The organism is Pseudomonas sp. FP597, from assembly GCF_030687435.1.
Lineage (GTDB): Bacteria > Pseudomonadota > Gammaproteobacteria > Pseudomonadales > Pseudomonadaceae > Aquipseudomonas > Aquipseudomonas lactucae.
The window spans coordinates 2,218,273-2,232,782 of sequence record NZ_CP117432.1; the positions used below are offsets into that span (position 1 = coordinate 2,218,273).

Annotated in this window: 12 protein-coding genes; 8 read left to right on the forward strand and 4 right to left on the reverse strand. The window is 59.2% G+C overall.

Translation table 11 applies throughout. From position 1 onward, the window contains the following. The first annotated feature begins 189 nt into the window (after positions 1 to 189). The 3 genes from PSH66_RS10405 to PSH66_RS10415 all read left to right on the forward strand — a co-directional run bounded on the left by PSH66_RS10405 (position 190) and on the right by PSH66_RS10415 (position 2,308). A complete protein-coding gene (locus tag PSH66_RS10405; protein WP_305428990.1) occupies positions 190 to 735 on the forward strand; it encodes a hypothetical protein in 546 nt (181 codons plus the stop codon). Between the two features lie 143 nt (positions 736 to 878). Continuing rightward, on the forward strand, positions 879 to 1,136 hold the full coding sequence (locus tag PSH66_RS10410) for a hypothetical protein (RefSeq protein ID WP_141064974.1): 258 nt from the start codon (positions 879 to 881) through the stop codon (positions 1,134 to 1,136). Positions 1,137 to 1,597: 461 nt separating this feature from the next. Then, positions 1,598 to 2,308 (forward strand): hypothetical protein, encoded by a 711-nt coding sequence (locus PSH66_RS10415; protein WP_305428992.1) that lies wholly within the window; start codon positions 1,598 to 1,600, stop codon positions 2,306 to 2,308. Positions 2,309 to 2,366: 58 nt separating this feature from the next. On the opposite strand, the gene PSH66_RS10420 is transcribed toward PSH66_RS10415, so the two are convergent. Both PSH66_RS10420 and PSH66_RS10425 read right to left on the reverse strand, forming a co-directional pair. Next, positions 2,367 to 3,518, reverse strand: a complete 1,152-nt coding sequence (locus tag PSH66_RS10420) for an MFS transporter (protein ID WP_305428993.1) — start codon at positions 3,516 to 3,518, stop codon at positions 2,367 to 2,369. A 267-nt stretch (positions 3,519 to 3,785) separates the two neighbouring features. Further along, positions 3,786 to 4,445 (reverse strand): carboxymuconolactone decarboxylase family protein, encoded by a 660-nt coding sequence (locus PSH66_RS10425; protein WP_141064976.1) that lies wholly within the window; start codon positions 4,443 to 4,445, stop codon positions 3,786 to 3,788. Positions 4,446 to 4,665: 220 nt separating this feature from the next. Here PSH66_RS10425 and PSH66_RS10430 point away from each other — a divergent pair, with 220 nt between their 5' ends. From PSH66_RS10430 to PSH66_RS10450, 5 genes are all read left to right on the forward strand, one after another. Then, on the forward strand, positions 4,666 to 5,652 hold the full coding sequence (locus PSH66_RS10430; protein ID WP_305428995.1) for a diaminopimelate epimerase: 987 nt from the start codon (positions 4,666 to 4,668) through the stop codon (positions 5,650 to 5,652). Between the two features lie 304 nt (positions 5,653 to 5,956). Continuing rightward, positions 5,957 to 7,987 (forward strand): type VI secretion system tip protein VgrG, encoded by a 2,031-nt coding sequence (locus PSH66_RS10435; RefSeq protein ID WP_305428996.1) that lies wholly within the window; start codon positions 5,957 to 5,959, stop codon positions 7,985 to 7,987. Then, positions 7,987 to 8,823, forward strand: coding sequence for a DUF4123 domain-containing protein (locus PSH66_RS10440; protein ID WP_305428997.1), 837 nt, complete (start codon positions 7,987 to 7,989; stop codon positions 8,821 to 8,823). The genes PSH66_RS10435 and PSH66_RS10440 overlap by 1 nt, the downstream gene beginning before the upstream one ends. After that, the gene (locus tag PSH66_RS10445) at positions 8,816 to 9,592 is read left to right on the forward strand and encodes a hypothetical protein (protein ID WP_042944449.1); all 777 of its coding nucleotides are present in this window, start codon (positions 8,816 to 8,818) and stop codon (positions 9,590 to 9,592) included. The genes PSH66_RS10440 and PSH66_RS10445 overlap by 8 nt, the downstream gene beginning before the upstream one ends. A 13-nt stretch (positions 9,593 to 9,605) precedes the next feature. Next, positions 9,606 to 11,756 (forward strand): lipase family protein, encoded by a 2,151-nt coding sequence (locus PSH66_RS10450; RefSeq protein ID WP_305428998.1) that lies wholly within the window; start codon positions 9,606 to 9,608, stop codon positions 11,754 to 11,756. Here PSH66_RS10450 and codA read toward each other — a convergent pair whose 3' ends face one another. Together codA and codB are read right to left on the reverse strand one after the other, a co-directional pair. Further along, positions 11,757 to 13,001, reverse strand: a complete 1,245-nt coding sequence (gene codA, locus PSH66_RS10455; RefSeq protein ID WP_003173030.1) for a cytosine deaminase — start codon at positions 12,999 to 13,001, stop codon at positions 11,757 to 11,759. Positions 13,002 to 13,047: 46 nt separating this feature from the next. Then, positions 13,048 to 14,334: a cytosine permease gene (gene codB / locus PSH66_RS10460; protein WP_305429000.1), complete on the reverse strand. Its 1,287-nt coding sequence runs from the start codon at positions 14,332 to 14,334 to the stop codon at positions 13,048 to 13,050. Positions 14,335 to 14,510: the final 176 nt, after the last annotated feature.

Sequence of the window (14,510 nt, forward strand, 5' to 3'; positions counted from 1 at the left end):
GGCGCTCCTGCAATGCCGAGTTTTATGGAACAGTTCAAACAATGGATGACACAGTGGTTTGGCGGGGGGCGCCCACCCCATCGTCCAGGTTGCGGCAACCCGCCTCCACGGCCTGATCCGACGATTGGCAATCCGCCGCCAAGACCTTTCCCGACAATGCCGGGCAGGCCTGACCCACACTATTCGAAGATGAATAGAGAAGAGCTGGCGCAGTTGCTGCTCAACAATTTCGACGCCTTCAAGGATCCGAGCAAACCGGGGTATATCAGCACCGAGAGCCTGCACGCCATGGCGAACAAGTCATGTTCCAGCGACCCGCTCATGAACCAGAACATTCGCCTGGCCCAAGAGCTGCTGCGGCGCCCCGAGTTGACCGATGCCCTCGATCGGCATAGCAGCACGGGCGCGCTGGATGGGCTGATCGACAGGCAAAACCTGAGCCTGGTCATCAAAGGCGAGAACTATTTCAAATACAAGAGCGATAAGGAGTTGGCCGGAGAGATGCTTGAGCATTTCGATGACTTGAAAGGGCGCCGGGGGGCCGAGCTCAAAATCAGCGACCTGAGAAAACTGGCGCGCCAACCCCCCACGCAAGACTCCGACAAGAACCACTTGATCCAGTTGGCCCAGGAAATTCTCAAACGCGGCGATGTATTGAAAAGGATGGATAACCGCGCGGGTAACGACAACGACGGTCGCATCAGTCGCAAAGCGCTCAAATTGCTTTCCCGCTGAATGACGCCTGGACGCTGCGACTGGCGTGCAGCGTCCGGGCAGATTGTGCAGGGAACCAATAACGACCATTTACCACGAAGAAAGCACCCACCGGCGTTTTGACTGCCGATGGATGTTTCCATTTATTGGATCAGGTCTGGACCATGAATTCGACATCCTTTGAATCTCGTCACTCCCAGTACGCTGTTTCGACCTTGTCTGCTGCGGCAAGTGAAGTAGAAAACCAAGCCCCCCCGGTGCCTCAAAAGCTCAACCTCACCTCCTCTCCTAAGAGCAGCTTCAAGGCGCCCACCGCCGAAGATTTTCATAAAGGCGCTCAGGCTCGCATGGAAAAACCGACGTTAAGCGCGGGGCTTTCAGTGTTGGGCAGTTTGTGGGGCAAGTTGTCCGGCCGCCAATAAATAGGCGTGTTCACCCACTGGCTCTGCAGGCCGCGGATGCAGGGTATGGCTGGCTGGTTACAAACGCTCAAAGTCTGCCAGGCCCTGTTCAGGGCTTGAGCCTCTTCTTGCCGGAACCATAACTTTTAGAGCGCCACATATCCGTAGCTTGTGCCGTGCGAATGCCCAGACGGTTGTGACATCCGGCGGACGATTCAGGCTAAAAAATTCAAAATAGAGTGAGATAAAGAATGACGAATGGCATCAATAATTCAGGTTTCAGGTCGCTTCTTACATCCAATACCCCGTCAGCACAGGGTGGGCAGCAGGTCTCCACCGCCGGCGGCGGGTATTCCAGGCAGGGCATCGATGCGCGGACGACCGGTACGCAGCCTCTTCAGTCGCCGCTCTCTTCGTTCCCTTTTATCGGCGGTAGAAGTTCCGCCAATCGGCATGTCGACAATCAGAACTTTTTTGGCGCCATGCACACTCCCGGTAACCCCTATATCAGTTCCGATGACCACCTGTTGGCGAGCGCATTGAAAAACAATTTTTCATTGCTGGAAAAATTTCAGAAAGACGGGCGTCTGGACCAGAAAGCGCTGCAGCAAGTCGCCGACGAAGATCCGAACAACAGCACCGTGTCCGAGCGTACGATCATGCTGGCCCGGGAGATACTCAATCGACCGCGCTTGAACGAGGCGATCACCCAGGATGGCTCCATCACTCGAGACAGCCTCTCCAAAGCCGCCGATCTGATGGTCGGTAATACCAACCCCAACACGCAGAGCGCAGACCCTTACCATGCCAAGACCGATGCCCAGGTGGTCCAGGCTTTCAGCGGCATGTTTGACGACTTGCGTGACAAATCTCAGGACTACAGCTTCTTTTTCGAGAAGCACCGCTACGTGAAGAAAGACACGCTTATCGAGATGAGCAAGGACCCCGACGAAATCACCGCAAACGGTGAGGCGGTGCGGGACCCGGCGACCGGCTTCCCGAAGAAAAAGTACAGCGAACAACAGGTATACCTGGCCAAGAACCTTGTCGAGCGGCCGGGGCTGCTGGCCTCGCTGGACAGCACCAAGGCGAACGGCAGCAATATTTTTGGCAGCCACAACAATGATGGCTGGCTGAAAAACTACAGCATCGAGCGTTGGCTGGAAAACGACAGGAAAGAGAAGGGTCATTAAGGCGCAGGGGTTCGCATAAGCTCCCTGAGTGATTCATGCGGCGTACAACGGAGGGTATTCATATCCGCAATATTTTGCCGCTGGCTGCAACCGCCGCCAGCATTCCCGCGATCAACAGGAACGCTGCGGCCAGACTGCTGCCATGCGCGATGAACCCGATGACGGCAGGCCCGGCCAGTATCCCGGCATACCCCAGGGTGGTGATGGCCGGCACGGCAATGTGTTCAGGCATGACATTCTGCTTACCAACGGCGGTGTAGAGCACCGGCACAATATTGGAACAGCCGGCGCCCACCAGAGCGTAGCCCAGCAGCGCCATTTCCCAAGCGGGTGACAGGGTGGCAAGCAACAAGCCGGTTGCGGCCAGAGAGCCACCCCCCACGATCACCCACATGGGGCCCAATCGACGCACGATGGCGTCACCGGTGAGGCGCCCGGCCGTCATGGTCAAGGCGAACGCGGCATAACCGAGGCCCGCGTAGGCCTCATCCAGGCCACGTTCGGCGCTGAGGAACACGGCGCTCCAGTCCAGCACGGCGCCCTCGGCCAAAAACACGACAAAACACAGGCAGCCGATAAACAGCACCACGCCATGGGGCACCGCAAACGCCGGCCCGGCGCTTTCGCTACCATAAGGCAGCAAATGCGGCCCGGCCTTGAGCAGCGCCGCAAGGGTCACGACCACCACCACCAGCGTTGCCTGCAACGGCGACAAACCCAGGCCCAGCAGCCCCGAGACACCCGCCGCACCGACGATGCCTCCCAGACTGAACAGTCCATGAAACCCCGACATCATGGTTTTGCCACTGGCCCTTTCGACAATCACTGCCTGCAAATTGACCGTGGAGTCGACCGTGCCCAGGCCGGCGCCGAACAGGAACAGCGCGGCGATCAGCAGCGGTACCGAACTGACCGTGGCCAGCATCGGCAAGGCCAGGCAGATCATGAGCGTGCCGGCTGTGAGCACGCGACGGCAGCCAAAGCGCGACGCCAATAGACCGGCCATGGGCATGGCGATGATCGAACCCACCCCCAGGCACAACAGCAGCAGACCCAATGTGCCTTCATTCAGTTGCGCGCGCGCTTTGGCGTACGGCACCAACGGTGCCCAGGCCGCGATACCGAAGCCTGCAATGAAGAACGCGATTCGGGTCGACATTTGCTCCAGGCGCCCTGGAACCACGGGGGCTGAGGTGGGAATGGCAGTCATGAAAAATCCTTGTTTTTGCGTTCAACGAACGATGTCCGGCGCGACATCCTTGCACATCAGGCCATAGGGCACGAGGGAGGTTCCATGGGAGCAACCTGCTGTGAATTTTATTTTTACACACTTGGAACGCTATGCAGGCCGTCGACCACACAGAGACTGTCGGGTGTGTAGGAGGCGTTCTGGAAGGTGCGTAATCCCGGTGGGAAATGCTGAACCCCAGGGTTCCCGCCGTGGATTACCACCTTCCAGGCCGCCTCTGACAATGAGTCAGGACATGGGCATATAGGCCGCTACTTCGACGACCTCCGCATGGATGACCCGCACCAGCAGCATGCCCCTGGGGGTGGTTTCCTTGCCCATGTAACTCTCGACCACCACGCGGTCCGCCGCCGTGGCGTGCAGCGCAAGGCGCCGAGGTTTGCGCAGGAGTTTGCGGGCCTGGGCATCGACCGGATACGACGGTCGACCCGTTCGCACACTGTCGCAAAAAGCCACGACAACGGCTCGTGGCGTCGCAGGCGGGGGAGAGGGCAGACCGGCGCTGGCGAACAGCTGGTTGAGTTGCTCGGCGGTAGCCACCGCCCGGGGGAACCCGGTGAATGCCGACGCCACCAACAGCAACTCGGTCAGCTCCGCAGGTGCCAAGCCTTGTGCGAGGCTGGTCTTGAAGTGCACGCTCAGGGGTGGTCCGACCATACCCGCTGCGACAATGGCGGCAAAGATCGCCGCCTCTTGAAGGCGCGGGTCAAGGCCCTGGCGGTCATGCAAGTATCCGTACACCACACCGACTGCAAGCTCGCCCAGGGCCGGTGCCGTGTGGAACAACGCATCCAGCCGTGCGCCGCCATCGGGGACCAGCTCGGTAAATGTCTTGCGGCCTTTCTTGTACAGGGTTTCAACGGGGTTACGAGGAGCAGTGCTATTCATGTGTGCAGCCTCTGGGAGAAGAGGACCGCGTTTGTTCGACTGCGCACGGACTTCGGCCTGATGAAACGTCGATCCATCGGAAACATCAGTGTAGGACGCGCAGGCCGATTCGACATGCCTGGGTGCGGCCGCCTCGTGGTGGCGTGCCACGCTTGCTTCCCACACAATCGAGTCGCCTGTTTCTATTTTGATCGTAGCGATTGCTGAAGTGGATACCCCGATGACCCTGTTCTATGACGCACGCGGCAATATTTATGCTGTGGTCAACCCGGCTGCCTTAAGACACCAGGGCATCGACGTGCCTGACAGCGCAGCGTCAGCGGCGCGCACGCGCAAGGCCTGGGCCGCATCGGCCATCGCCGCCGAATGCGAGTGGGGAGAGACCCCGCACCCGGCCGAGGGCAAGGCCCATCGTTGCGACGGCTTGCTGGTCGGCCCGTTCCAGGCCCAGCCGCCGTTCGACCTGCTGATCGTCAACACCGACGGCTCACTGGCCGAGCGCAGTGGCAATGGCTTGACCATCTTTGCCCAGGCGCTCACCGACCAGGGCTTGATGACCGACGGCTGTGAGTTGCGCGTGCACCATGACCAGCCCGATGGGGTGTCACCGGTGGCGACATGGGTTGAGCCGGCGGCCTTTGAGCAGGTCGCGGGATTCTGGCTGGCCTTGGGACCACCCGCCTTCGGACCGTCGGCCGTGGGAGCCAAGGATGTGGATCAGGTGTTGCTGGATACCACTGAACTCAGCCACGTCAGCGCGCTGGCGGCGATAGACCCGCACTGGGCACACAGCCAGTTTGTGCGTGTGGGCAATCCCCATTGCGTCACTTTGGTCGAACAGGCTTCGGCCCTGCCGGACAACTCACAGATGCAACGGTCGGCCCTGTTCGAAGCGCTGCAGGCGATAGCCTTCGCACCGCCTGCGGGCAGTGGCCAACCCTGTGTTGCCGGGATCAATTTGCAGTGGGCCGCCCAACAACCCGGCAACCGGGTGGTCGCCCGGGTCTTCGAACGGGGCGAAGGCCCCACGGCGTCTTCCGGAACCAGCGCCAGTGCCGTGGCCTGTGCCGCATGGCGGGCGGGCTGGGTCGAGGCCGGTGAAGTGGCCGTGGTGATGCCGGGTGGCATTGCGCCAGTTCGCTTGCATGTTCAGGACGATACGTTGCTGAGCGTCAGCCTGTTCGGGACCGCGCGACCTCAGGCATAAGTTTTTGAACGGCTGATAGCCTGTACGGGTGTCAGCTGTTTCTCTATTGGTTAGTTAATTAACTCAAGTCGGTGTAGGGCATTTCTTATATGTAAGAAGTGGCTCATTGATGCGTTTTTTATTTTGCAAAAGATACTTCCATTTTTGCTGTGCGAAACTTCTTTTTTATTTTTAAGCGGCCGTTTTTTTCCTGAAATCGCTAAGCTTTAGAGCGTTCAGGTGCTTTTTCTCGAAAACTTATTCGCTGTTTTACGGGAGGAAGTCTTTCAGTTCGATATTGGTTAATTAGGGCGGGTAACAACGGATGGTTAACGCGTTTGTTTCGTCACGTTTCAAATTGATCCTTCCATATATAGATACCGACTTTCAGGTCGTAGCGTTCAAAGGTCGCGAGATTCTCGATCAACCTTTTATCATCCAGGTACAGGTGGTGAGTGAAAACCCGTCCCTGGACCTGGAGGCGATGCTCCAGCAACCGGCCTACCTGGATCTGGGCGAAGCGAACGAAGGGCTGCACGGGCAGGTATACACAATCGGCCGGGATGACCCGGGACGACGACTTACCCGCTATCACCTGACGCTCGCGCCGCGCCTTGCGTGCCTCGCCCATCGGCGTGACCAACGAATTTTCCAGCAGCGCAGCGTTCCGCAGATCATCGCGTCGGTCCTCGAGTCCCATGGCATCCTGGCCGACGCCTATTCCTTTGAGCTGGGTCCGGTGCTCTATCCACCGCGCACGTTCTGCGCGCAGTACGCGGAAACCGACCTGCATTTCATCCAGCGGCTGTGTGAGGAAGAGGGCATTCACTACCACTTTCGCCACAGCGAAGACGCGCATGTGCTGGTGTTCGGTGATGACCAGACAGTATTTCGCCGCTTGCCCGCACAGCATTATTGCGCTGCCGGCGGGCCCGAGGCCCAAATGCGGGTAATCCAGCGTTTCGATGTGCGCCTGGCCACGCGCAGTCGGCGAACGGTGCGGCGTGATCATGATTTCGAGCGTCCTTCCCTGTGTCTGCAGGAAGCGGCGGGGGCGGATTGCAGGCACCCCCTTGAAGACTACGGCTATCCGGCAGGCTTTACCGGGCATGCCCACGGTTCGCGTCTGGCGCGTCGGGCGCTGGAGCGTCATCACAGCGACCGTCAGCGCGCCTCGGGCAGGAGTGATCAGCCGGCGCTGCGCAGCGGGCATTTCCTTGAGCTGCATGATCATCCAGACCCGTCCTGCAATGACCTGTGGTTGATCACTTCGGTACGTCACGAAGGCTATCAGCCGCAGGTGCTGGAAGAGCTGGCGGGTGGGGTGATGGGAGAGGTCGATAGCTTCCACGGCTATCGCAACCGCTTCACTGCAACCCCCTGGCGTGCGACGTATCGGCCGCCTCACAAACATCCCAAACCGGGTATCAACGGCAGCCAGACCGCCACGGTAACCGGGCCTGCCGGTGAGGAGGTGCACTGCGATGCGTATGGCCGGGTGAAAGTGCGCTTTCATTGGGACCGCCTGGACACGTCCGATGACAAAAGCAGTTGCTGGGTACGGGTGGCGTCCGGTTGGGCCGGTGACGGGTTTGGCGCAACGATGATCCCGCGCGTGGGCATGGAAGTGCTGGTGACCTTTCTCGAAGGCGACCCCGACCAGCCGCTGATTAACGGCTGCCTGCCGAATGCGTTGCACATGCCGTCCTATCCATTGCCTCAGCACAAGACCCGCAGTGTTCTGCGCAGCCGCAGTACCTTGGGCGGTGGCGGCTCCAACGAGGTGTACCTGGAAGACCGCCGCGGTGAGGAGCTTATCTACCTTCGGGCACAACGGGACCTGGAACAACAGGTGGGCCATGACAGCCGCCTGGAGGTGATGGGAGAGCGGCGGGAAATTATTCGCGGGTTAAGCACGGTTCACCTGGAAAACCAGGAGCATCACCAGGTCACCGGGGATCGCAAGGTCGTTCTGAAGGCTGACGATCATCTGCATGTGCAGGGCGACAGCCGGACCTATGTGGGACAGACCCTGTTGATTGAGGCTGGACAGCAGGTTCATCTGAAGGCCGGCGCCAGCTTGGTAATCGACGCAGGTGCACAGCTGAGTCTCAAGGCGGGAGGGGAACATCTGGTCATCCAGGCGGGCGGTATTTTCAGCAGTCGCCCTATCACGCTCGGTGGCTCGCCGTGCGCGACCCCGTCGACGCGTTCCCAGTGGATGGCCGAGGAGCCGAAAGTCGCCGCCGCACAAGGCGCCATCATGAACCTGGCCAGGCAACTGGGCGCGGACTTCTGCCCCGTGTGTGAACGCTGCCGGGAAGGCCTGTGCGATATCCGCGAGAGGGCTGCCTGATGGAAACTCAGCCAAACCAGTGGATGGTCCAACAGATGCAGGCAGGACGCAGGCCTTGCCTGATACTTGAGGGCGATAACGCAGCACGCCAGCCAATGCTGGCCGTCCGCGACTTGTCAGCGTATTGCAGCCTGTACGCACACACCCCGCTGGCGGAAATAGCCACCACAGGCCCGGTGATCCTGCTGCTGGAGCAGATGGGCGAGCCTGCGCTGCTCGACCTTTTAGAGCAGCCAGAAACGAATTGGGGCTGGTTGGGCTGCATCCCCACCACTGACTTGTCGAGCTTGACTCATCACTGGCGCGAGCGGCTGCTGGTCGGGCCGGCTGGTCACCAGTCGCTGTACCGCTTTCACGACAATCGCACACTCGCACGCGCATTGGATTATCTGCCATTGCAGGATTGGGCGGCCTTTCTCGGTCCATTGATCAGCGTTTGCTACTGGCACGAAAACCGCTGGCACAGCGTCGATAATCCCGCCCCTGGCGAGTACCCGGTGCCCGATCCCGCCCCTTGGCTGAAGGCTCCGAACCCCAACGCCCGCACCATCCTGCACGCCAATGTCCTGCGTTATCTGTTGGCGGAACACAGTGAAAACCTGGTCGCGCTGGTCGAATTTCAAGACCCCAAAGTGTGGCTGGCCAAGGTGCTGGAACAGGCTCGCGCCTGGCAATGGACCCGGCCCGAGCAGCTGGAATTTTTGGTCGTGCGACGGTTGGAAGAAGCTACTGGTGCCAGTGTGATTCGCTGGCAGCCGAAAGAGGGGGAAGCACCCGAGGAGCACTTTGACCGGGTGGTATGGCAGTGGCATTCGCTGGAGAAGAAAGATGAATAGGCAAGTTTTGGGCGTGCTGATTGCGCTGGGTACGGCAGGGCTTTTTGGGTGCGTGGGTCGGCCGGTTGAGAGCTTTACGTTGGAGGTGGATTTGCCTGCGAATTTTAAACTCAAAACGGCCGCCAATTACCGGCCCGCAACGGGGGAAACCTGCACCTTGCCGCGTCGTCGAGGCAAGAGGCCGGAACGCAAAGTATTCTTTACCGATTACACACCAGTGGCTCATCGGCTGAGTTATCAACTGCCGCTGACTGAAATTGTCAATGGATGCCCGTTGGTATTGCGCGGGTTGGAGTTTGATGTCTATGCGAAGTGGGGGAGTCGTGATTGGGATATCGGCGGGGACATTGGCAACATTTCAATTTTAGATCGCACCACCCATTCCTCAGGGATGCCACAGCAGGGAGTTCAGCAGTTGTTGGGGCAGTGTCAATGGTTATTCCGGACGATAGGGCCAAAGCAGGCAATCATAAAAATTCTTAAATGCAATTCTCTAGACGCTGCAGGCCAACTGCAAAGCGCATCGGCGGGTGGCGTCGCACAACGAGATCAGCTAGCGGGGAACACCCTCAGGATGGCGCTGAGATTAAGTGGTGAGGAGGCGCCTGCTATCGACGATAAGTGGGTAGCTGTTCCGAATGGTTGGAAGCGTTGCAAAGGGAAAAGCTTCGAAGACCCGTACGCTTACTGCAACGGTAATATCACCGACTTTAAGCCTATAAAAATGCCGGATGGTCGCATCTGTGAGGTTTATCCATCCTGCAAGTAAAAAGGAGAAATTCATGAAGCTGGACGCACGGAAGCAAATTTTTTTCAGTGATAAAAAACCTGCCTGCTCACTGCGAGGGCATTGGATTAGCTTTTGTTTGGTTGATGAGTTTGGAACGGGCTCTTCATATGGTGGTTTGCCGTATACCGTTTACGACAGTGCCGGTCAACACTATAAAGGACGCTTGAACGGAGACGGCTTTGCCAAACTAACGGATATCTATTGCGGCCCCGTGGTTCTTGTTTTTGACGATCTTTATTCTGGGGCCGAGCAACCCTATCAGTACTTAATGACGCGCCCCACTTATAAGCTTCCTATTACAGAACTTCAGTTTCGCGCGGAAGGAACTCGGTTTGCTGCGACGGATGGTCGGCGCGTTGAAAATAATCCCGCTCGACAGCAAGCCAATCGGTTCTATCAGGTCGAAGTGCGTGATTTGGTCAGACATGTCGCACACTTACCTCCAATTGCGCCCCGGACTCATCAGCCCCAACGGCATGCCTTGAAAATGATTGCCGACCTGGGCTTCGGCCCACCCCAGTCAACGTTATCGGGCATCGTACTGTTTCCTAACAATCATACTGTTCTTGAGGTGCGGCCCCTGCGAGCGCTGAGGCCGATGCTGTCCACCGCTGATAACTTCTGTGCCTTGAACCTGTATCAGTTGGGGTTGTTTGCTGCGTTGAGTTATTGCGATTTCGGTCAGGAACCGCCGGTCAAACCCTTGGATAAAGTTCATTTTCCGCTGGACCCAAGCGTTGGAAATCTCTTTGCCGAACAGCTTTCGGGGCACGACGAGGCCTGGCGGATTGATCCTGAACAAACTCAGCGTTTCTATCCGCTCTACGAAGACATTCCTTACTCCAAACGTTTCGAAATTTTGCCCTTCGATCCCGAGCTGTATCCACAAAATCGTCCAGAGCTTGAGGACGACCAGGAATACCCTTCGCGCCTGCACTTCTTTGATGACGAAAAAGACGGTACTGACACCCAGGCATTCATAACCCATCACGATGACGTAATCTTGATAGCAGTACGTGGCACCGCCAGCCCAAGTGACGGGTTGCGTGACGCAAACGCCCATCAAACACCGTTTGCCGAAGGTGTCGGCAAGGCTCATGAAGGGTTCTATCAGGCTTACCGGGCGATGCGTGATTTCGTACTGCGATACCTCGGCCAGTTTTACAACGACCAACGAATAGTCATCTGCGGTCATAGCCTGGGCGGTGCCATTGCATTGTTATTGGCCGAAGGGTTGCGTCGTGTGTCGGATAATGACTACAACGTCCTCCTCTACACCTACGGCGCCCCCCGCGCCGCCGATTCCGAATTCACCGCCGGTGCATCCACCCTGGTCCACCACCGTATCGTCAACCACAACGACCCCGTTCCCAGTGTCCCGGCACCCTGGATGAATACCACCGCCAAGCTCTGGGTCCCGGGCCTCGTCACGCTATTCAGCGCTCCCACAGCCGGTGGCCTGTTGTTTGCCGCCGGCCTGGTGCGGTTCGGTGGTAACCCCTACCAACACCATGGAGAGCAACAGCATTTCATGCCGATCACGCTCTCGGATGGCACGCAATCATCGGTGCTGTGGAAGCCCGGTTGTGAGTCCATCGAAGAGGCAGGCCGCAATCGAGCGTTGCAAGCTGACAGCGATATGCCCGAGCGCGCCGGGTTGATCAGCCAGTTGGTGCAATACAAACAGCATTTCATGACGGCCAGCTACATCCCGGCCGCTTGGGCGACGCTGCGGCGTTGGCAACAAACCCTGGAAAACAACGGCCCGCTGGTGACCCAAAGAGAGTTTGAGTTAATCGACCATGCCCTCGCGACCATGCGCAGACAGCTTCAAGACAAGCGGCGAGAACTGACCCGACATCGACCGGCCAATGACCGTGCCTATGAACATCACGAGCCATTGAACGCCGAAATCGACCGCCTGCACGCCAGTCGCGAACGCTTGCAATCACTGCGCTGGCGCCGCCTCGAAGCCCGCGATGTCTACGGCAGCCATGCCCATGCCGCCCACTTGCAACCGAGTCTCAAGCGTTGGTTCAGCCACCGTGAAAACCGTGAATGGTCCCAGGCCGCCAGCGTACCTCCCGCCACGCAGAACGAAAGGGGGAAGCCGCAGCCGCTGGACATCGACTCGATTGTCTGATCAGTGTGCCGACACAAACTCTACCTGTGCCGGCTGACGTTTCATCACAACCTTGCCGCTGCGAATTGAGTACAGCGCCAGGCCCTGGCTGCGAATCACCTCGTAGTCGCTGTTTGCCGAAAGGATCAACAGGTTGGCCGGGCGCCCGGGCTCCAGGCCGTAGCGATCACCCAGGGCCATGGCCTTGGCGCTGTTGTCCGTCACCAGGTCCAGCGCGCTTTGCAGGTTGCGGTAGCCGAGCATATGGCAGATGTGCAGACCGGCCTCCAGCACCCGCAGGATGTTGCCATTGCCCAACGGGTACCAAGGGTCGACGATGGAATCCTGGCCGAAGCACACGTTCATGCCTGCTTCGAGCAACTCGTTGACGCGGGTCACGCCGCGGCGTTTCGGGAAGCTGTCGAAGCGGCCTTGCAGGTGGATGCTTTCGGTCGGGCACGAGACGAAGCTGATACCGGAGTGCCCCAGCAGGCGGAACAGTTTGGCGCAGTAGGCGTTGTCGTAGGAACCCATGGCCGTGGTGTGGCTGGCCGTTACGCGGGCACCCATGCCGCGGCTGCGGGCTTCTTCGGCCAACACTTCAAGGAAGCGCGAGTGTGGGTCATCGGTTTCGTCGCAATGCACATCGACCAGGCAACCGGTGCGTTCGGCCAGGTCCATCAGGAACTTCACCGAGCTCACGCCCTGGTCGCGGGTGTATTCAAAGTGGGGGATGCCACCGATCACGTCGGCGCCCAGGCGAACGGCTTCTTCCATCAGTTCGCGGCCATTGCGGTACGACTCGATGCCTTCCTGGGGAAAGGCAACGATCTGCAGGTCGATCAGGTGCGTGCTTTCTTCGCGTACCTCCAGCATGGCTTTGAGCGCCGTAAGGTCCGGGTCGGTGACGTCTACGTGGGTCCGCACATGCTGGATGCCATGGGCCGCCAGGGCCTGGATGGTTTTTTTTGCGCGAGTCCTGGTGTCTTCCAGGGTGATGGTGGCCTTGCGTTCGCCCCAGCACTCGATGCCTTCGAACAGGGTGCCGCTCATGTTCCAGCGGGGCTCGCCGGCGGTGAGGGTGGCGTCGAGGTGGATATGCGGTTCGACGAAGGGCGGGATCACCAGATTGCCGGCAGCATCCAAATCACCGGTGGCTAAAACCGGCACCCCCGTTTGTGCGGTGATGCTGGCGATCCGGCCATGTTCCAGGTGCAGATCATGCAGGCCTTCACGGTTGCGCAGGCGGGCGTTGATGATGTGCATGGGCAAGTTCCTCTTGGCTAAAACAATCAGGCAGACGGCGGCCAGATTACCATTCTCGTGAAACCACGCTTGTAGATTGGGTAGCCGGCGCACGCACGCGCAATACGGCGGTGAGCGCCATGTAGGTCAGCGATGCGGCTGCGATCCCCACCAACGGCGCAACCCACGGAGAATTGAACGCCAGCACGGTGCCCACGGCGTACGCCGCCAGCCCTGGCCAGTTGAACGCCGGCAGGCGCGCTTCGGCCAGGCGTGGGTACTGGCCGCGATAACGGTAGAAGAAGTCTGCCATGATCACTCCGCCAATCGGTGGGATCACCGTGCCCAGCAGGATCAGATAGGGCACCAGCATGTCGTACATGCCCAGCAGCGCGAGCAAGGTGCCGATCACTGCGCCGGCAAGCGTCACCGTCTTGCGGCGCCGGGTGCGCAACAGGTTGCAGCCGGCCACGGCAAAGTTATAGATGGTGTTGTCCTGGGTGCTCCAGATATTGAGCAGCAACATGGCCATCGCCGCCATGGCAAAGCCTTGCAGCAGCAACACTTCGACCACATCCGGTTGTTGATAGACGATGGCACCGTAGGCCCCGATCAGCACCATCAGGCCATTGCCGATAAAAAAACCGATCAGGCTGGCCAGCACCGCCACCCTGGCCGAACGCGAAAACCGCGTCCAGTTGGTGGCCTGGGTCGCGCCGCTGACAAAGGTGCCGAACACCAGAGTGATGGCTGTGGACAAGTCCAGCTCACGGGTTGGCACGACCGCCAGCAGGCCGTCCCAACCGCCAACTTTTAGCGTGGCGACCCACATCGACAGTATCAGTAACAAACCCATGGCCGGCACTGCGATGTAGGACAGAATCTCCAGCCCGCGATAGCCCACGTAGGCCGTGGCGCAAAACACCAGGCCGAACACCACCATCAATGCCAGCACGCTGCCAGGGCTTAATTCGAAATATTTACCCAGCACCACGGCGGCAGTGGCGGTGCCCCAGGCATACCAGCCGATCTGGGTGAAACCGAGGATCAAGTCACTGAGCTTGCTGCCCACTTCGCCAAAGCAGAAGCGTCCCATCAAGACAGAATTCAAGCCGCTCTTGAAGGCGATGTAACCCAGGCCCGCGGCATAAATGCCCAACAGCAGGTTCCCCAAGGCCACCACGCCGAGCATCTCGGTAAAACTGAACGCTACCCCCAGCTTGCCGCCGGCAAACATGGTCGCGGTAAAGAACGTGAAGCCCAGCAGCACCATGGCGGTAGACGCCAGGCCTTTGCGCGCGTGCAGGGGAACTTCGCTTAAGGGGTAATCGTTGCCCGGTTCTGGCTGCGTCATGGTCTTGCTCCCTGAATGAGTGACGCAAGCCCGTTGCACCGCGCGTGCCAACGCAGCAGCCGTGGGTATTTATTGCCAGACAGGGGAAAACGCAGGCGGGAGTGCTCGCGATGCCCGGCCGGGCACGAAAGCAGTGCAGTGGTGATACAAAATGGATCAGTCGAACAGTGTGTGTT

Excerpts from the sequence above, each read along its gene's own strand:
- PSH66_RS10405 (WP_305428990.1), top strand. The coding sequence starts at position 190 with ATGAATAGAGAAGAGCTGGCGCAGTTGCTGCTCAACAATTTCGACGCC.
- PSH66_RS10410 (WP_141064974.1), top strand. The coding sequence starts at position 879 with ATGAATTCGACATCCTTTGAATCTCGTCACTCCCAGTACGCTGTTTCG.
- PSH66_RS10415 (WP_305428992.1), top strand. The coding sequence starts at position 1,598 with ATGCACACTCCCGGTAACCCCTATATCAGTTCCGATGACCACCTGTTG.
- PSH66_RS10420 (WP_305428993.1), bottom strand. The coding sequence starts at position 3,518 with ATGACTGCCATTCCCACCTCAGCCCCCGTGGTTCCAGGGCGCCTGGAG.
- PSH66_RS10425 (WP_141064976.1), bottom strand. The coding sequence starts at position 4,445 with ATGAATAGCACTGCTCCTCGTAACCCCGTTGAAACCCTGTACAAGAAA.
- PSH66_RS10430 (WP_305428995.1), top strand. The coding sequence starts at position 4,666 with ATGACCCTGTTCTATGACGCACGCGGCAATATTTATGCTGTGGTCAAC.
- PSH66_RS10435 (WP_305428996.1), top strand. The coding sequence starts at position 5,957 with ATGGTTAACGCGTTTGTTTCGTCACGTTTCAAATTGATCCTTCCATAT.
- PSH66_RS10440 (WP_305428997.1), top strand. The coding sequence starts at position 7,987 with ATGGAAACTCAGCCAAACCAGTGGATGGTCCAACAGATGCAGGCAGGA.
- PSH66_RS10445 (WP_042944449.1), top strand. The coding sequence starts at position 8,816 with ATGAATAGGCAAGTTTTGGGCGTGCTGATTGCGCTGGGTACGGCAGGG.
- PSH66_RS10450 (WP_305428998.1), top strand. The coding sequence starts at position 9,606 with ATGAAGCTGGACGCACGGAAGCAAATTTTTTTCAGTGATAAAAAACCT.
- codA (WP_003173030.1), bottom strand. The coding sequence starts at position 13,001 with ATGCACATCATCAACGCCCGCCTGCGCAACCGTGAAGGCCTGCATGAT.
- codB (WP_305429000.1), bottom strand. The coding sequence starts at position 14,334 with ATGACGCAGCCAGAACCGGGCAACGATTACCCCTTAAGCGAAGTTCCC.